15 protein-coding genes are annotated in these 16,891 nt (G+C 68.0%); 12 read left to right on the top strand and 3 right to left on the bottom strand.

The window, feature by feature from the left end; all coding sequences use genetic code 11:
• Positions 1-28 precede the first annotated feature (28 nt).
• Positions 29-268, bottom strand: coding sequence for a hypothetical protein (locus RSD66_RS05390; protein WP_024353327.1), 240 nt, complete (start codon positions 266-268; stop codon positions 29-31).
• A gap of 99 nt (positions 269-367) precedes the next feature.
• On the opposite strand from RSD66_RS05390, the gene RSD66_RS05395 reads away from it, so the two are divergent.
• From RSD66_RS05395 to RSD66_RS05405, 3 genes are all read left to right on the top strand, one after another.
• The gene (locus tag RSD66_RS05395; protein WP_415289280.1) at positions 368-1,351 is read left to right on the top strand and encodes a helix-turn-helix transcriptional regulator; all 984 of its coding nucleotides are present in this window, start codon (positions 368-370) and stop codon (positions 1,349-1,351) included.
• Positions 1,352-1,428: 77 nt separating this feature from the next.
• Positions 1,429-2,862 carry a hypothetical protein gene (locus RSD66_RS05400; protein WP_415289281.1) on the top strand — a complete coding sequence of 478 codons (1,434 nt, stop codon included), beginning with the start codon at positions 1,429-1,431 and terminating at the stop codon, positions 2,860-2,862.
• A 71-nt stretch (positions 2,863-2,933) separates the two neighbouring features.
• Positions 2,934-3,767 (top strand): universal stress protein, encoded by an 834-nt coding sequence (locus tag RSD66_RS05405; RefSeq protein WP_119412942.1) that lies wholly within the window; start codon positions 2,934-2,936, stop codon positions 3,765-3,767.
• 6 nt (positions 3,768-3,773) lie between these two features.
• Here the strand turns inward: RSD66_RS05405 and RSD66_RS05410 are convergent, their stop codons facing one another.
• A complete protein-coding gene (locus tag RSD66_RS05410) occupies positions 3,774-5,204 on the bottom strand; it encodes a helix-turn-helix domain-containing protein (protein ID WP_415289282.1) in 1,431 nt (476 codons plus the stop codon).
• 155 nt (positions 5,205-5,359) lie between these two features.
• On the opposite strand from RSD66_RS05410, the gene aceA reads away from it, so the two are divergent.
• Both aceA and RSD66_RS05420 read left to right on the top strand, forming a co-directional pair.
• Positions 5,360-6,637 (top strand): isocitrate lyase, encoded by a 1,278-nt coding sequence (gene aceA, locus RSD66_RS05415; RefSeq protein ID WP_415289283.1) that lies wholly within the window; start codon positions 5,360-5,362, stop codon positions 6,635-6,637.
• Between the two features lie 29 nt (positions 6,638-6,666).
• Positions 6,667-6,876: a hypothetical protein gene (locus RSD66_RS05420; protein WP_024353321.1), complete on the top strand. Its 210-nt coding sequence runs from the start codon at positions 6,667-6,669 to the stop codon at positions 6,874-6,876.
• 28 nt (positions 6,877-6,904) lie between these two features.
• Here RSD66_RS05420 and RSD66_RS05425 read toward each other — a convergent pair whose 3' ends face one another.
• Positions 6,905-9,247 (bottom strand): ATP-binding protein, encoded by a 2,343-nt coding sequence (locus tag RSD66_RS05425; RefSeq protein ID WP_415289284.1) that lies wholly within the window; start codon positions 9,245-9,247, stop codon positions 6,905-6,907.
• Between the two features lie 232 nt (positions 9,248-9,479).
• Here RSD66_RS05425 and RSD66_RS05430 point away from each other — a divergent pair, with 232 nt between their 5' ends.
• From RSD66_RS05430 to RSD66_RS05460, 7 genes are all read left to right on the top strand, one after another.
• On the top strand, positions 9,480-10,799 hold the full coding sequence (locus tag RSD66_RS05430) for a sensor histidine kinase (RefSeq protein ID WP_029673205.1): 1,320 nt from the start codon (positions 9,480-9,482) through the stop codon (positions 10,797-10,799).
• 181 nt (positions 10,800-10,980) lie between these two features.
• Entirely contained in the window at positions 10,981-12,411 is a 1,431-nt protein-coding gene (gene pstC, locus RSD66_RS05435; RefSeq protein WP_024353318.1) for a phosphate ABC transporter permease subunit PstC, read from the top strand.
• A complete protein-coding gene (pstA, locus tag RSD66_RS05440; RefSeq protein ID WP_415289285.1) occupies positions 12,404-13,699 on the top strand; it encodes a phosphate ABC transporter permease PstA in 1,296 nt (431 codons plus the stop codon). The genes pstC and pstA overlap by 8 nt, the downstream gene beginning before the upstream one ends.
• A gap of 5 nt (positions 13,700-13,704) precedes the next feature.
• Complete coding sequence (gene pstB / locus RSD66_RS05445; protein ID WP_119412938.1) at positions 13,705-14,574, top strand: phosphate ABC transporter ATP-binding protein PstB; 870 nt, start codon at positions 13,705-13,707, stop codon at positions 14,572-14,574.
• Positions 14,575-14,584: 10 nt separating this feature from the next.
• Entirely contained in the window at positions 14,585-15,331 is a 747-nt protein-coding gene (gene phoU / locus RSD66_RS05450; RefSeq protein ID WP_024353315.1) for a phosphate signaling complex protein PhoU, read from the top strand.
• A gap of 44 nt (positions 15,332-15,375) precedes the next feature.
• Positions 15,376-16,065 (top strand): phosphate regulon transcriptional regulator PhoB, encoded by a 690-nt coding sequence (phoB, locus tag RSD66_RS05455; protein WP_119412937.1) that lies wholly within the window; start codon positions 15,376-15,378, stop codon positions 16,063-16,065.
• Positions 16,066-16,170: 105 nt separating this feature from the next.
• Complete coding sequence (locus RSD66_RS05460) at positions 16,171-16,890, top strand: CPBP family intramembrane glutamic endopeptidase, BDIM_20840 family (RefSeq protein WP_024353313.1); 720 nt, start codon at positions 16,171-16,173, stop codon at positions 16,888-16,890.
• Position 16,891 lies beyond the last annotated feature (1 nt).

Raw genomic sequence — 16,891 nt, forward strand, 5'->3', positions numbered from 1 at the left:
TGGGGAGGGTTCCGCAACCCTTGCTGGCTCAGGCCGCCGCGCGCCAGTCCGAACGGGCGTTGAACGGCGGGGTGTGGAACTCGTCCCACAGGGCGTCCTCGTTGGTGTAGCGGCTGGTCGAGGCGCTGATGACGTCTACGACCTGTTCTTCCTGACGGTCCCAGATGACGGCCAGATCGCTCTCGGTTTCGCAAGGCACGATCATGTAGCGGTCGGCGAAGGTCTTGCGGGCGGGCTTCTGGACGGAGGGGGTGCGGACGAAGGCCATGTGAAAACTCCTGATGCGAAGGGCGTCGCCTCTTGCTGACAGGATGAATATGAGACAGCATTGCGCCAGTTTCGGACGTATCTCTGTGGAGAAGATATCTTGCGGCACGACAAGGCGGCCATGGTCATCGATCTGGCGCGGGGCATGGCGGCCAGCGCCGAGGGGCTGACGCTGAATGAGATGGCCGCTCAGCTGAACGTCGGGCGCCGCACGGCCGAACGGATGCGCGACGCCGTGCTGATGCTGTTTCCGCAGGTAGAGGAGGTGTCCGACCCGCCGACCAAACGCTGGCGCATCCGCGGCGGGCTGTCGGCCTTTGAACAGGCGCCGACGGCGACCGAAATGCTGGAACTGACCAAGGCGGCGGCGGCTCTGCGCGCGGCGGGCGAACCGGCGCGGGCGGCGGCGCTGGAAAGCCTTGAGCGCAAGGTGAAGGCGGCGATGCGCTCGACCACCCTGAACCGCATGGCGCCGGATCTGGAAGCTCTGGTCCGGGCCGAGACCATCGCTGTCCAGGCCGGGCCGCGTCCCAGCGCCGACGAGACGGTGCTGGCCGAGATTCGTGGGGCGGTGCTGGCCGAGCGGCCGTTGAACTTCATCTACGCCCGGCCGGGGGCGGAGGCGCGCACCCGCACCATGACCCCATGCGGCCTGATGTTCGGGCGCGCCAACTATCTGGTGGCGGCCGACCGCGAGAGCGGGCGCATCCAGACCTTCCGGCTGGACCGGATGAGCGCAGTCGAGGCGGGCGAAGGCACGGCCCGCCCGCCCCAGGACTTCGACCTCGGCGCCTTCGCCAGCCAGTCCTTCGGCATCTATCAGGACGAGATCGAAGAGGTCGCCGTCCGCATCGCGCCCGAAGGCGCCAGTGAGGCGCGCGGCTGGCGCTGGCATCCGACCCAGACGATCGAGGATCAGGTCGACGGCGCGGTCGTGGTGCGGTTCCGCGCCTCAGGGATGCGCGAACTGGCCTGGCATCTGTTCACCTGGGGCGAGCAGGCCACCATCCTGGGGCCGGAACGTCTGAAGGCGGCGATGGCCGAGGCGCTGGACGCGGCGGGGCGCGCCCTCGAAGGGGCGTAATGCTGAGGAAACCGTAAGGTGACGGGCGGTGTTTGAGAGCCCTAAGCTGCGCCGTTCCCTCTAGGAGACTTCTCTTCGTGCGTCTGAAAGTCCTGTCTGCAACCGCCCTGTCCGTCGTCGCCTTGCTGACCGCCTGCGCTGCGACGCCGGCGCCCGCTCGCTGGAACGCCGAGGCGGCGCCGCAGGTGACGGTGACGCGCGCGGACGGACGGTTGACGGTCGACTACGCCTTCAACCGCGACGCCGTGGTCTGGGCCTTCATGGACTCGGCGTTGATCTCCGACGTGCGCGAGCCGTGGCGGCCGCGCCAGTGGACGGTCGAGACGCCCGGCGTGGTGATGGAGCGGCGCGGCCACTACGACATCATTCGCAGCGCCGACGGCGGTCCCGTGCCGCGTCATGTCCGCTTCAGCGTCCGGCCGCAGGCGGTCGAGCTGGAGGCGGAGTACAAGACTCTGGTCTTCTCCGACGGGGCCGTGGCCCTGCCGACGCGGCAGATGGATGTCTTCGCCCTGGGCTCGCCCGAGGCGGCGGCGGCGGTTCCGGCCGATCTGAACGGGGTCAATCTGGACGGCGGACCCTCGCGCGTGACCTGGCGCGACATGGACGGCCCTGTGCTGTTCAACGGCGAGCGTCACGCCGAACTGACGACGACAGGCGAGCGGTCCTATGTCCTGCTGGGCCAGGCGCGGGTGACGCCGGGCGAGGGACTGACCACGGTCATGGACCCCAATCTTCCGCCGTGGATCGGCGAAAAAATCCGCGACTTCGCCCCGCGCGTGGGTCAGTTCTATATGCAGCGGCTGGGCCGTCCCGGCGCGGGCGGCGACAAGCCGGTCGTCATGGTGTCGTGGAACGGCCCGACCGAACGGATGACCAGCATGGGGGGCAGCGTCCTGCCCGGCCTGATCGTCATGTCGTTCGAGGGGACGGGCGTGACCCGCCCCACGGCCGAGATGGAGACGGTGTCCCGCTGGTTCATCGCCCATGAGAGCGCCCACTTCTGGCTGGGCCAGACGGTGCGGTACGAGTTCGCGCGCGACGCCTGGATCACCGAGGGCGGCGCCGACCTGATGGCGGTGCGGGCGCTGAAGGCGCTGGATCCGGCCTACGACGACCGCAAGGCCCTGCAGGAAGAGGTCGACGACTGCGTGACCCTGAGCCAGGGGCGCGGCGTGGCCGGAGCGGCGGAGCGGGGCGAGCACCGCGCCTATTACGCCTGCGGCGCCGTCTTCGCCATGACGGCCGAGGGGGCGCAAAAGCGGCGCGACGGGGGCGACTGGTTCGGCTTCCTGCGCCCCTTGCTGGACGCCAACCGCAGGGATGGAGTGCTGTCCCGCGACGAATGGCTGAACGCTCTGACGCGCATGTCGGGCGATCCGACGCTGGCGGCCGACATCGGGCGGATGCTGGATCAGGGGGCAGCCGATCCGGCGGCCGAGATCGCCAGCCTGTTCCGCCGCGCGGGCGTGCCGCATCGGGCCGAAGGCGCGCGCATCCTCCTGACGTGAATTGATCCTGCTCAAGGCGCGGAACGGCGTTTGGTGCGTTGATAGGGCGTGTCCTGAAACAGGAGGCCGCCATGCCCTGGACCAGTCTGATCGTTTACGTCGATGACGAAGCCGACAACCCCGCCCGCCTGATCGAGGCCTGTACCTTGGCCCGCGCTTATGGAGCGCGGCTGATCGGGGTTTCGGGCTGCGCGCCCGAGACGCCTGTGGCCGACGCCTATGGCGCGGGCATACTGCTGGGCGAGGTGATGGCGGCCCAGCAGGCGCGTAACGAGACCACGCTGAAATCCGCCGAGCAGAGGTTCCGCACCGCCGTCGAGGCGGCGGGGGTCGAGGGCGAATGGCGGGGCGATGTGGGCGATCCCACGGCTCTGACCCTGCGCCATCTGCGGGCGGCGGATGCGGCCCTGGTCGGGCGCGACGCGGGCGGGCTCAGCGCTTGGCGCGCGCCGCATCCGGCTGATCTGGCCATGCGTGCGGGGCGGCCGGTCGTGGTCCTGCCGCCTAACCCGATCCGGTCGATGGTGGATGCGGCGGCGCTGCTGGCCTGGACCGACACGCGTGAGAGCCGACTAGCGGCGCAGGCGGCCCTGCCGCTGCTGAAGCGCGCCGACAGCGTGCGGGTCGTCGAACTGTGCGACCCCGAAGATATCGACGGGGCGCGGATCAGGACGCAGGACGTCGTCCGGTGGCTGGCCGGGCATGGTGTCGCCGCCGAGCCCGACGCCCGCGCACACGACGACCGCTCAGGCGGGCGACGCCTGATCGACTGCGCCGAGGAAATGGGAGCCGGGCTGATCGTCGCCGGGGCCTGGGGCCATGCGCGGATGCGGCAATGGATCTTCGGCGGGGTGACGCAGACCCTGCTGACCGAAGCGCCTGTGGCCTTGATGCTGGCGCACTGAAACGCGTCAGGCAAACGGATAGGGGCTGACGGATTTGGACCAGTCATCGACCGTCAGCGCTCGTCCGACCGGCGGGGCGGCGCGTTCGGCGCAGGGGTGGCGCTCGCACAGGCGGCAGGCGGGGCCGATGGGCGTGACCTCCGGCTTCTGAAGGTCCAGACCGCGCGCATAGACGAGGCGGTGGGCGTGTTTCAGTTCGCAGCCCAGGCCGATGGCCAGGTCATGCCCCTCGGTGAAGGCGTCCTGACCCTGACGATCCACTGTGCGGGCCAGGGTGAACCAGCGACCGCCATCGGGAGTCTCGATGATCTGGGTGACGATGCGGCCCGGCGTGCGGAAGGCCGAGTGCAGGCGCCAGCGCGGGCAGGCGCCGCCGAAGCGCGAGAAGGGGAAGGCGCCCGACGCGTAACGCTTGGACACATTGCCTGCCTGATCCACCCGCATCAGGAAGAAGGGCACGCCCCGCGCCGTCGGCCGCGATAGGGTGGTCAGCCGGTGCGCCGCCTGCTCGAAGCCGACGCCGAATCGGGCCTGTAGCCGGGCCAGATCATAGCCGGTTTCCTCGGCCGCGCGCTGGAAGGCGGCGTAGGGCATCAGCACGGCGGCAGCCAGGGTGTTGGTCAGCGAGGTCTTCAGCAGATTTCGGGTCGGCAGGTCGGGCGCGTTCGCCGCCTCGGTTAGGGTCTGAAGTTCGGCGCCATGCTCCATCAGGACCAGTTGGTTGGCGACGGCGAAAGCGCGCGACGACGGCCCCAGCGCATCGGACAGCAGCAGCCGTCCCCGATGCGGGTCGAAGCGGCGGGTCCACTCGACCATGACCTCGGCGGGCAGGGTGCGGACCGTCAGGCCGTGGCGGGCGAACAGGCGCGCGCGGGCCAGGGCCTCAAAGCCTTCGTCGGGGCCGGGGGCTTCGGCGCGCAGGGCGTCGTGCAGGGCCTCTCCCAGCGCGTCGAGGTCCGGGAAGTGGTTGTGGCGGGACTGGACATATTCACGCACCCATTCAGACGGGCTGTCGGTCGGGGCGGCGCCGCCGCCCGCCTCGACCTCGGCCCGGTCGCGCACGCGCCGGTCGGTGAAGGCGCGATAGAGGCGCAGCACAGCGTCGGCGGCGGCGGGCTGATCCTCGGCCAGCTGCATAATCTCGTGGCGCGGCACGGCCAGACCCTGAAACAGGGGATCGGCGAAGACTTCGGACAGTTCCGCCTCGGACGCCGGGCCGCCGGAGTGGCCCAGATTGCGCAGATCGACGTCATAGGTCTCGGCCAGACGCAGCAGCAGCTGCGCCGAGACGGGGCGTTGGTTGCGCTCGATATGGTTCAGATAGGAGGGCGAGACGCCCAGGTCCGCCGCCATCGCCGTCTGCGACAGGTCAAGCTCGCGCCGCAGCCGCTTGAGGCGGCCGCCGAGAAAGAGCTTGCGATCAGCGGCGGCGTTCATGGCGCGATCATGTCACATCATGACTTCTTGGCAAGTGTCATGATGTGACTCTTTGACTTGAATGATATGCCTATAACTGTGTCAATCGTGACGATGGCGTGTTCAGGTCTTCGGGACGGCGGCTGCGGCCGCGCCTTATCGAGACCGAGACGAACATGACGACCTTCGCCGATCTGGTTCCTTCGCCCGCCGGCCGTTTCGCCGGCATTGAGCGTCCCTATTCGCCGGAAGACGTCCTGCGTCTGCGCGGCTCGGTGCCGGTCACCCATACGCTGGCCGAGCGCGGCGCCAACCGCCTGTGGGAGCTGCTGCACTCCGAGCCCTACATCAACGCCCTGGGCGCCGTGACCGGCAATCAGGCGATGCAGATGGTCCGCGCGGGTCTGAAGGCCATCTATCTGTCGGGCTGGCAGGTCGCGGCCGACGCCAACACGGCCAGCGCCATGTATCCGGACCAGTCGCTGTATCCGGCCAACGCCGCGCCGGAACTGTGCCGTCGCATCAACCGCACCCTGCAGCGCGCCGACCAGATCGAGCACGCCGAAGGCGGCGCCAAGCGCGACTGGTTCGCCCCCATCGTCGCCGACGCCGAGGCTGGTTTCGGCGGGCCGCTGAACAGCTTCGAGATCATGAAGGCCTTCATCGAGGCGGGCGCCGCAGGCGTCCACTTCGAGGACCAACTGGCCAGCGAGAAGAAGTGCGGTCACCTGGGCGGCAAGGTGCTGATCCCGACTCAGGCGCATGAGCGCAACCTGATCGCGGCGCGTCTGGCGGCCGACGTCTGCGGCACGCCTACCCTGACGGTGGCGCGCACGGATGCGGAGTCGGCCCAGCTGATCACCTCGGACATCGACGAGCGGGACCACCCCTTCATCGACCGCGAGAACCGCACGCCGGAGGGCTTCTATCGCCTCAAGCCGGGCACGGGTCTGGACCACTGCATCGCGCGCGGCCTGTCCTACGCCAAATACGCTGACCTGCTGTGGTGGGAGACCTCGCACCCCGATCTGGACGACGCCAAGAAGTTCGCCGAGGCCGTTCAGAAAGAGCATCCGGGCAAGCTGATGGCCTACAACTGCTCGCCCTCATTCAACTGGGAAGCCAAGCTGGACAAGGACACCATCGCCAAGTTTCAGCGGGAACTGGGGGCGATGGGCTACAAGTTCCAGTTCGTGACGCTGGCGGGCTTCCACAGCCTGAACAACGGGATGTTCGAGCTGGCCAGCGGCTATCGGGATCGCGGCATGGCGGCCTATTCGGAGCTGCAACAGCGCGAGTTCGCCAATGAGGCGACCGGCTACACCGCCACCCGCCACCAGCGCGAAGTCGGCACCGGCTATTTCGACGACGTCGCCACGGTCATCTCTTCGGGCCAGTCCTCGACGACGGCCCTGAAGGACTCCACCGAAACCGCCCAGTTCCACGCCGCCTGAGTTCCAGACTTCACAGGAAAGGAAACCCTATGGAACCGCTGAGCAGACCACAGGCCATCATCGACTTCTGTCTGGCGCCGCTGGGGCTCGACGGATCAGGAGAGGGCGAGCGAGAGGCGCGCCGCCGCCTGGAGCACGTCATCAGGACGTTCCAGTCCAAGGCCGCCCGGCCGCTGAGCGTGGACTTCTCATCCATGCCCAGCCAGGTCATCAACGAAGCGGCGCACGGCTACGAATAGGCTCTGCCGCGGTTGAATGAAGGCGATCTCAGGCCGCGGCTTCGGCGGCCTGAGGCGTTTGTGCGGTCAGTTCATCGACAGCGGCCAGCAGGGCCTCGACGCTGAACGGCTTGGCCATATGGCGGTCGGCCCCGGCGACCAGAGCCTGTTGCAGATGTTCGGGCAGGGCGTTAGCGGTCAGCATGACGATGGGCGTAGGCGCAAGGCCAATGACCGCCTCATGCAGCCGGATTTCACGCACGGCGGTCACGCCGTCCATGACGGGCATCTGCATGTCCATCAGCACCAGATCGAAAGCCTGGGCGCGATAGGTCTCGACCGCTTCGGCGCCGTTCTCGACCGAGACCAGGTCGAACAGGGACGGGTCGAGGATCAGTTCGACCACCCTGCGGTTCGTGGGGTGATCGTCGGCGGCGAGGATGCGCAGGCGGCGTGGGGCCGGGTCGCAAGCCTGCGGCTCGCAGGCCTGCGTCGGGGAGGCGGGCGCAGCGGTATCGGGCGCGGCGACCTCACGCCACGGCAGGGTCAGGATGAAGGCGGCGCCCGCGCCCGGTTCGCTCTCGCAGTCCAGGTCGCCGCCCATCATGGCCGCCAGATCGCGCGAGATCGCCAGACCCAGGCCGGACCCGCCGTAGTGGCGGGTGATGTCGCCGTCGGCCTGTTCGAACCGCGTGAACAGGCGGTCGCGAGTGGGGGCGTCGAAGCCGATGCCGGTGTCCTGCACGACGAAGCGAAGGGTCTCGGGACTCTGCGCCGGGGCGGCGTCGACGGTCAGGCTGACGAAGCCGGAGGACGTGAACTTGACCGCGTTGGAGACCAGATTGGTCAGCACCTGTTTCAGGCGAACTGCATCGCCGTTGACCCAGGCGCGGGCTTCGGGCGCTACCTCGACGATGAACTGCAGGCCCTTGTCGCGCGCGGCGGCGGCGTAGAGCAGGGCGGCTTCTTCGACGACGCGGGCCAGATCGAAGGCCTCATCCTTCAGGTCCAGCCGTCCGGACTCGATCCGGGCTAGGTCCAGAATGTCGCTGAGCAGGGTCTGCAGGGTGCGGCTGGACGACTGGATCAGGTCCAGCATCTCATGCTGGCTGGGGTTGAGCTCGGTTCGCGCCAGCGCCTGGGCGACGCCGATGACGCCGTTCAGGGGCGTGCGGATCTCGTGGCTCATATTCGCCAGGAAGCGGCTCTTGGCGCGGTTGGCGGTTTCGGCGGCGTCGCGAGCCTCGGCCAGGGCTTCGGCGCTGCGGATCATGTCGGTGATGTCCGAACAGACGGTGACCAGACCGCCGCCGGTGGTGCGACGGTCCTGGACGCGCAGCCATCGATCGCCGACCTGAAGCTCGCGCGGGCCATGGGGATGGCGGCGTTGGGCCAGTCGTTCGGCGGCCCAGTCGCGTTCGCGGCCGACGGCTTCGGGGTAGACGCCCGTCTTCAGGCCGATGTCGAGAAGTTCTTCAAACGAGACGCCGACTTTCAGGGCGCTGGCCAGGTGCGGGCTGATATCCAGGTACCGCTCGTTCCAGATTTGCAGCTGGTCGTCGGCGTCATAGACTCCCAGACCGTCAGGCATGGCGTGGATCGCCTCCAACACCTGCCCCAGGACGCTGCGTCGCGACCACCAGATCATCCCGGTCAGGAAGGCGGCGATCAAGACGGTCAGGCCGACCCCGATCATCGTCCACAGGCCGATGAGCCGGGCCGAGGCGGCGGCTTCCGGCAGCAGTACGCCGGGCGCCGGGATGACGGAGGCGGCGCTCATGCCGACGAAATGCAGCCAGCAGACGCCCAACGCCGCAATGACGGTTCCGCCTGCCAGCGCCCGCCAGTCGCGCCATGAGGGAAGGAAGGCGATGGAGGCGAAAATGGCGACGCCGCCGGCGACGGCCGCCATCGCTAGAGGCAGGTTCCAGACAATGACGGCGCCGGACAGGCGTACGGCGTCCATGCCCACGAAATGCATGGCTGTGACGCCGAAACCTGCGGTCACCGCAGGAAGGAGGCCGCCCGGCGCTCTGCGCCCCAGAGTGACGATTGAACGGTGGCGCGGACCAAGGGCTGCGAAACCCAGGCTGATGCTGGCGCCCAGAGCCAGAATGATGATGGCCAGCGACAACAGGGTTTCGGCCGGATCGTAGCGCACCGGCACGCCTGCGTCATAGGCCTGCATGGCGATGAAATGGGTGCTCCACACTCCCAGCCCGCCTACCAGCGGCGCCGCCGCCATATAGGGCAGGCGCGACCGCCGCGCCACGCGCCGCGCCCGGTCGGTCAGTACGAAGGCGGTGGCCAGACTGAACAGGCAGACCAGTATGGCGACCGGGAGCAGGCGCCAGTCGTGATCATTGACGAGGCAACTGATGACGGTCCTCATGGCCTGTGTTCCGCTTGCTCCGAAAACTGTTGAAAAATCCGCCGTAAATCCGTGAAGAAACGCCCTTAGTGTCGTTCGACGTCGTGCGACTCGGCGCCCCCAAGTCCAGCAGCCTAACGCCGGTCTGCTGAAGAATGAGATAACGTCGATCACCATGCCTTATGAGCATCCGCCATCACCCGTAGCCCCTACGGCGACCTCCCGGCTCTGGACCGCGGGCGCCAGCGGCGGCGTGGCGGTCCTGGTGATGGCGGTGCTGGCGGTGATGAAGCCGGAACTGGCCGGGTGGCTGGCGGCTGGCGCGGCCGCGGTGATCCTGGCGACCTGGCTGGTCAACCGCACGCCCCCGGCGCCGGTGGATATTTCCGATTTGGACGGCGGCGCCGTGGACCTGGGCCCGGATGCGGCCCTGCTGGGCGATGTGTTCGAAGCGCTGGACGACCCGCTGTTCATCATCAGCGGCGGCGAGGCGGACGATATCGCCGGGCGCCGCATCGCCCTGGCCAATGCCTCGGCGCGCGAACTGTTTCGGCTGGGCGGGACCGGCGCGGGGCTGCTGGTCTCGGTGATCCGCGAGCCGCGCGTGCTTGAGGCCGTGGATGAGGCCCTGTTCGAGGGATTGGCGGGGGCGGTGGAATATGTCGGCGGCGGCGCGCAGGAACGCCACTGGCGCGCCTTGATCCGCCCGCTTCCCGCGCGCGAGGCGAACGACTGGGGCGGCGGCGCCCTGGCCCTGCTGGCGTTGCGCGACGAGACGGACGTGCGGCGCATGGAGAAGATGCGCGTCGACTTCCTGGCCAACGCCAGCCATGAACTGCGCACGCCGCTGGCCTCGCTGTCCGGCTTCATCGAGACGCTGAAGGGCCACGCCAGGGACGACCCCAAGGCGCGCGACAAATTCCTCGACATCATGGCGGTGCAGGCCGACCGGATGCGGCGTCTGGTGGCTGACCTGCTGTCTCTGAGCCGGATCGAACTGAACGAACACATCGCGCCGCTGGGCCGGGTTAATCTGGCGCGGGCGACGGCCGACGTGGTCGATGCGGTCAGCGTCATCTCGCGCGAGCGTCAGGTGACGATCAAGGCGGAACTGCCGCACGGCGGGTCCGCCGTGACCGGCGACCGGGACGAGATCGCCCAGGTGGTGCAGAACCTGATCGACAATGCGCTGAAATACTCCAGCGCGGGCGGTACCATTGAGGTCGGCATCGAGATCGACCGCACGCTGGACGAGGCCATGTCGAGCCGGATGGCCGAGGGCAACCGCCTGTCGCTGGCCACGCCGGACCGCGAGGCGGGGCAGCGCTACGCCGTGGTCACCGTACGTGATCACGGGCCGGGGATGGCGCGCGAGCATCTGCCGCGCCTGACCGAGCGCTTCTATCGTGTCGAGGGACAGAAGAGCGGCGATCGTCAGGGCACGGGTCTGGGCCTGGCCATTGTTCGGCACATCATCATCCGCCACCGAGGCGGCCTGTCTGTGGACAGCGCGCCGGGGCAGGGGGCTATCTTTGCGGCCTGTTTCCCGCTGGCTCCGACCTCTGAAAGCTGACGGAAGCGAAGGAAATCCGGGCGTTTGCGGATTCACCGTCACAGGACTGCGACATGACGGACCTACGCCGTAACATAACTGTCATCCAGCCGTCTTAATCCGCTGACGTATCGCAGGCAGTTTCCCGGCCGAAACGCACCGCACCCGGCGCGTTCATCGATTCCTGCGCTGATCGGACCGGATGATCTGGATTTTCCTGCTGCTGCTGATCGCCTTCGTCGTCATGGCCTATGTGGCCGGGCGGACGCTGGCCGTGCGTCGGAGCCGAGGCGCGAAGTCGCATTCGCGACCCGGCCAACATGGCCTCTACGCCCTGATCTGGGTTGGAGCGCCGGCGCTGGCCATGCTGATCGCCGCCTCGGTCTTCTCGACCTCGATCGAACAGCAGATGATGCGGGCGGGCGCGCCGGACAGCGTCGCCGCGCTTGAGCCCTTCCGCCGCGAGGCCTTCTTCGCCGACGCCCGTCTGGTCGGCGCCGGGCAGGAGGCGCGCCAGATCTGGCCCGCCCCCTACGCCGAGGAACTGCCCGCCGAGGGCCGCCGCGCCCACCGCATCGCCTCGACCCTGAACTGGGGCGGGGGCGTCGCCGCCCTGATCGCCGCCGTGCTGGGCGGCCTGTTCGTCTTCACTCGCATCCGCCCGGACCTGCGTGCGCGCAACAAGGTCGAGGGCTGGATCACGGGCCTCCTGTTCGCCTGTTCGGCGGTGGCGGTGCTGACGACGCTGGGCATCATCTTCTCGCTGGTGATCGATTCGCTGCGCTTCTTCAGCATGGTGCCGATCACCGAGTTCCTGTTCGGGACCAAGTGGAGCCCGCAGATCGCCATTCGTGCCGATCAGGTGGGCTCGTCGGGCGCCTTCGGGGCTGTGCCCCTGTTCGCAGGCACCTTCCTGATCATGTTGATCGCGATGGCGGTGGCGGCGCCGATCGGCCTGTTCTCGGCCGTCTATCTGTCGGAATATTCGGGCCGCAAGACCCGCGCCCTGGTCAAGCCTGCGCTTGAGGTTCTCGCGGGCGTGCCGACCGTGGTCTACGGCTTCTTCGCCGCCCTGACCGTGGGACCGGCTCTGCGCGTCTTCTTCAACAGCATCGGCGACATGCTGATCGGCGGGCCGCTGAACGATCTGGGGCTATACCTGTCTCTGGTGCAGAACCAGATGGCTCTGGTGGCGGGAGCGGTCATGGGGATCATGCTGATCCCCTTCGTCAGCTCCCTGTCGGACGATATCCTGAACGCTGTGCCGCAGTCCCTGCGCGACGGCTCTTATGCGATGGGCGCGACCAAGTCCGAGACGGTCAAGAAGGTGCTTCTGCCCGCCGCCCTGCCGGGCATCGCCGGAGCCCTGCTGCTGGCCGTGTCGCGCGCCATCGGCGAGACCATGATCGTGACGATGGCGGCGGGTCTTGCCGCCAAGCTGACCCTGAACCCGCTGGAGACGGTCACGACCGTCACCGTCCAGATCGTCACCCTGCTGACCGGCGATCAGGAGTTCAACAGTCCCAAGACCCTGGCCGCCTTCGGTCTGGGCCTGACGCTGTTCGTCGTCACCCTGCTGCTGAACATCGTCGCCATGCGTATCGTGCAAGCCTATCGGGAACAGTATGACTGACGCGGCTTCTTCCCCGACCGGCGTCAGCCCGCGCACCCAGCGCCTGAAGGCCCGCCTGCGCGCCCGCTATGCGCGCGAGACCCGCTTCCGCTGGTACGGCCGCGCGGCCATCGGCGTGGCGCTGGCCTTCCTGGTGATCCTGCTCGGCAGCATCATCACCCAGGGCTACACCGCCTTCTACGCCCACACCGTGACCCTGCCGGTCTATATGGATCCGGCGCGGATCGACCGCTCCTATCCGCAGGGCGCCAACTTCGAGCAGATCGTCGCCGAGCAGCAGGTCCGCCGCCTGGGCGTGCCGGACGACGAGCAGGGGACCAAGGCCTCGGCCATGAAGGCCCTGCTGTCCTCGGAACTGAAGTTCCAGGCCGCCAAGATGGTCGCGCGCCAGCCCAGCCTGCTGGGTCAGACCGTGCCGATCGCCGCGCCCCTGTCCGACGACGCCGAAATGTATCTGAAGGGCAAGATCACCCGCGATCAGCCCGAGGACCAGCGCCGGGTCTCCAATGCGCAGATGGACTGGCTGGACCGGATGAAGGCCTCGGGCGCCATCCGCGCCCACTTCAACGCGGCGCTGTTCACCAAGGGCGACTCGACCCAGCCGGAGCTGGCGGGCCTGCTGGGCGCGGTCGTCGGTTCGGCCCTGATGCTGATGGTGACGGCTCTGATCGCCATTCCGGTCGGCGTCGGCGCCGCCGTCTGGCTGGAGGAATACTCCCCGCGCAACCGCATCACGGCGATCATCGAGGTCAACATCAACAACCTGGCCGCCGTGCCGTCCATCGTTTACGGCCTGCTGGGTCTGGCCCTGTTCATCAACTTCCTGCACCTGCCGCGCGCTAGTCCGCTGGTCGGGGGTCTGGTGCTGGCGCTGATGGCCCTGCCGACCATCATCATCGCCACCCGCTCATCGCTGAAGGCGGTGCCGCCGTCGATCCGCGAGGCGGCCCTGGCCATGGGCGCCAGCCGCACCCAGACGGTGTTCGGCCATGTCCTGCCGCTCGCTATGCCCGGCGTGATGACCGGCGCCATCATCTCCATGGCCCACGCGCTCGGCGAGACGGCGCCCCTGCTGCTGATCGGCATGATCAGCTTCGTGCCGGGCGTGCCGCACGCCATCGACGAACCTGTCGGCGCCCTGCCGTCGCTGATCTACATCTGGGAGAACGCGTCCGAGCGCGCCTTCCACGAACGGACGGCGGCCGCCATTCTTGTCCTTCTCGCCTTCATGATCGTCATGAACGCCGCCGCAGTCCTGCTGCGCCGTCGCTTCGAACGCCGGTGGTAAATCCTATGAAGTCCCGCATCCTCCGCGCTCCTGAAGGTACGTCGAACGGCGGCGCCTCCGAGGCCGCTACGCTGACGACAGCTCCGACGGTCGGCGCCCACGCCTCTGCGCCGCTGGGCCCGATCAAGATCGCTGCGCGCGACGTCAGTGTCTTCTACGGCGACAAACAGGCTCTGTTCGACGTGTCGCTGGACATCCCGGACAAGACGGTGACGGCGCTGATCGGCCCGTCGGGTTGCGGCAAATCCACCTTCCTGCGGACGATGAACCGCATGAACGACACCATCCCCGGCACCCGCGTGACCGGCCGGATCGAGATGGACGGAGGCGACATCAACGACCGCAAGATCGACCCGGTGCTGCTGCGCGCCCAGGTCGGCATGGTGTTCCAGAAGCCGAACCCCTTCCCGAAGTCGATCTATGAGAACGTGGCCTATGGCCCGAAAATCCACGGTCTGGCCTCCAGCAAGGGCGAGATGGACGAGATCGTCCAGAAGTCGCTGAAGCGCGCCGGCCTGTGGGACGAGGTCGCCGACCGCCTGCATTCGCCGGGCACCGGCCTGTCGGGCGGCCAGCAACAGCGTCTGGTCATCGCCCGCGCCATTGCGGTCGAGCCCGAAGTCATTCTGATGGACGAGCCCTGCTCGGCGCTGGACCCGATCGCCACGGCCAAGATCGAGGAACTGATCGACGAACTGCGCGAGCGCTACTGCATCGTCATCGTCACCCACTCGATGGCGCAGGCGGCCCGTGTGTCGCAGCGCACGGCCTTCTTCCACATGGGCAAGCTGGTCGAGACGGGCGACACCGAAGAGATCTTCACCAATCCGCGCGAGCGGCGCACGCTCGACTACATCACCGGCCGCTTCGGCTGAGGACGCGACGATGAACCAGCATACGGTCAAGGCTTACGGCGACGAGCTGAACCAGTTGACGGCGGAGGTCGTGCGCATGGGCGGTCTGGCCGAGGCCCAGGTGGCGGACGCCATCGAATCCGTCGCCCGCCGCGACGTAGCGCTGGCCAGGGCGGTGGTCGAGCGCGACAACCGCCTCGACGCCCTGCACCGCGACATCGAGAAGAAGGCGATCCGCCTGATCGCCCTGCGCCAGCCGGTCGCCAGCGACCTGCGCCGGACGCTGGGAGCGATGAAGCTGGCCTCGGACCTCGAGCGGACCGGCGATCTGGCCAAGAACATCGCCAAGCGGGCGCTGATCCTGGCCGAGGCCGAGCCGATGCAGCCGCTGACGCGCTCGATCGAGCGTATGGGGCGGCTGGTGTCGAACCGCCTGCGCGACGTGCTGGACGCCTATACGGCGTCAGAGATCGAGCGCGCCCTGTCGGTCTGGCAGACCGACGACGAGGTGGACGAGCACTACAACGCCCTGTTCCGCGAACTGCTCACCTATATGATGGGCGACCCGCGTACGATCACGGCCTGCACCCACCTGCTGTTCATGGCCAAGAACCTGGAGCGGATCGGCGACCACGCGACCAATATCGCCGAGACGGTCCACTATGAGATCACGGGCGAGGAAATGCTGGGCGAGCGGCCGAAGGCCGTGCCCGGTCCCGGCGAAGAGCCGACGCCGACCCCGCATCTGTCTGCGTCTCCCGACGCAGCGGACGACTGACACCCCTACATCGCTGACGACTTCGACGAACCGGAGAGGCTGACGTGCAACCCTATATCCTGGTGATGGAAGACGAGGACGCCCTGGCCACCCTGCTTCAGTATAATCTGGAGAAGGAAGGCTATGACGTGGCCGTCGCCGCCGACGGCGAGGAGGGGATGCTGCAGGTCGAGGAGCGCACCCCCGACCTGATCCTGCTGGACTGGATGCTGCCCAAGCTGTCGGGCATCGAGGTCTGCCGCCGCATCCGCGGCCGGGCCGAGACGCGCAACCTGCCGATCATCATGCTGACCGCGCGCGGCGAAGAGACGGACCGCGTGCGCGGCCTGGACACCGGCGCCGACGACTATATGACCAAGCCCTTCTCGATGACGGAACTGACCGCGCGCATTCGCGCCGTGCTGCGCCGCATCCGCCCGGGTCTGGCCGACGACCGGGTCAACCACGCCGACATCATCATGGACCGCGTCGCCCACCGCGTCAGCCGCGCGGGCAAGGAGGTCCACCTGGGTCCCACCGAGTTCCGCCTGCTGGACCACTTCCTGAAGCATCCGGGCCGGGTGTTCAGCCGTGAGCAGCTGCTGGATGCGGTCTGGGGCTCGGACGTCTATGTCGAGGCCCGCACCGTGGACGTCCACGTCGGCCGCCTGCGCAAGGCGCTGAACGTCGAAGGCACCGTCAACCCGATCCGCACGGTGCGTTCTGCGGGTTATTCGCTGGACCTGAATAATTAGACCCTTCTCCCCTCGGGGAGAAGGAAGCTTAAGTTTTCTTCATTTGCATCCGCAGGCCCGTCCGGCCACCTCTGAACGCCGACATTGCATCGGGGGAGGCAGGTCATGCCGGACGCAGTCATCGCCATGCTGGGCTGGGTGGGAGCCGTCGCGCTGGCGGGCCTGGCGGCTGCAATGCTGTCGCGCGGCAGAGTGCGCTGGGGCTGGCTGGTCGCAGCCCTGTTGCTGATGGCCGTCTATGACGCTGTGCTGACACGCGGCTATGGGCATATCCCGCTGGATTTCGGACCTTCGCGCTGGAACTGGGAGGGCAAGACGCTGGCCGTCATGCTGTCCCTTGCCGTCGCCAGCCTGCCCATTGTTGGGTGGAGGCGCAGCGGCCTGACCCTGCATCAGGACCGGCAAGGGCTGAAGGGGGCGCTGATCCTGTCCGGCCTGCTGGTCCTGCTGTTCCTCGGTCTGGCGATCTGGGCGCCGGGCGAGGGGTTCGACGCCGACAGCCTGGCCTTCCAACTGACCATGCCGGGACTGGACGAGGAAATCTTCTATCGCGGCGTGCTGCTGCTGATGTTGAACGAGGCGTTCGGGCGGCCGGTCCGCGTGCTGGGCGCGCAGATGGGCTGGGGCGCGATGCTGACCGCGCTGGCGTTCGGCCTGACTCACGCCCTGGGCTATCGGGACGGCGCCTTCACCTTCGACTGGGCGCCGATGGCGACGACGGGACTGGCGGGCCTGTTGCTGGTCTGGCTGCGCGAAAAGACCGGCAGCGTGCTGCTGCCGGTCCTGCTGCATAACTACGGCAACGCCGTCTTCATGCTGGTCTGAA

The sequence above is a fragment of the Brevundimonas sp. S1H14 genome (assembly GCF_047716865.1).
Taxonomy (GTDB): Bacteria; Pseudomonadota; Alphaproteobacteria; order Caulobacterales; family Caulobacteraceae; genus Brevundimonas; species Brevundimonas naejangsanensis.

What these genes read in the sequence shown, in the direction of transcription:
- pstC (WP_024353318.1), top strand. Translation starts at nt 10,981, where the DNA reads ATGATCTGGATTTTCCTGCTGCTGCTGATCGCCTTCGTCGTCATGGCC.
- pstA (WP_415289285.1), top strand. Translation starts at nt 12,404, where the DNA reads ATGACTGACGCGGCTTCTTCCCCGACCGGCGTCAGCCCGCGCACCCAG.
- phoU (WP_024353315.1), top strand. Translation starts at nt 14,585, where the DNA reads ATGAACCAGCATACGGTCAAGGCTTACGGCGACGAGCTGAACCAGTTG.
- RSD66_RS05460 (WP_024353313.1), top strand. Translation starts at nt 16,171, where the DNA reads ATGCCGGACGCAGTCATCGCCATGCTGGGCTGGGTGGGAGCCGTCGCG.
- RSD66_RS05425 (WP_415289284.1), bottom strand. Translation starts at nt 9,247, where the DNA reads ATGAGGACCGTCATCAGTTGCCTCGTCAATGATCACGACTGGCGCCTG.
- RSD66_RS05390 (WP_024353327.1), bottom strand. Translation starts at nt 268, where the DNA reads ATGGCCTTCGTCCGCACCCCCTCCGTCCAGAAGCCCGCCCGCAAGACC.
- RSD66_RS05405 (WP_119412942.1), top strand. Translation starts at nt 2,934, where the DNA reads ATGCCCTGGACCAGTCTGATCGTTTACGTCGATGACGAAGCCGACAAC.
- aceA (WP_415289283.1), top strand. Translation starts at nt 5,360, where the DNA reads ATGACGACCTTCGCCGATCTGGTTCCTTCGCCCGCCGGCCGTTTCGCC.
- RSD66_RS05410 (WP_415289282.1), bottom strand. Translation starts at nt 5,204, where the DNA reads ATGAACGCCGCCGCTGATCGCAAGCTCTTTCTCGGCGGCCGCCTCAAG.
- RSD66_RS05420 (WP_024353321.1), top strand. Translation starts at nt 6,667, where the DNA reads ATGGAACCGCTGAGCAGACCACAGGCCATCATCGACTTCTGTCTGGCG.
- pstB (WP_119412938.1), top strand. Translation starts at nt 13,705, where the DNA reads ATGAAGTCCCGCATCCTCCGCGCTCCTGAAGGTACGTCGAACGGCGGC.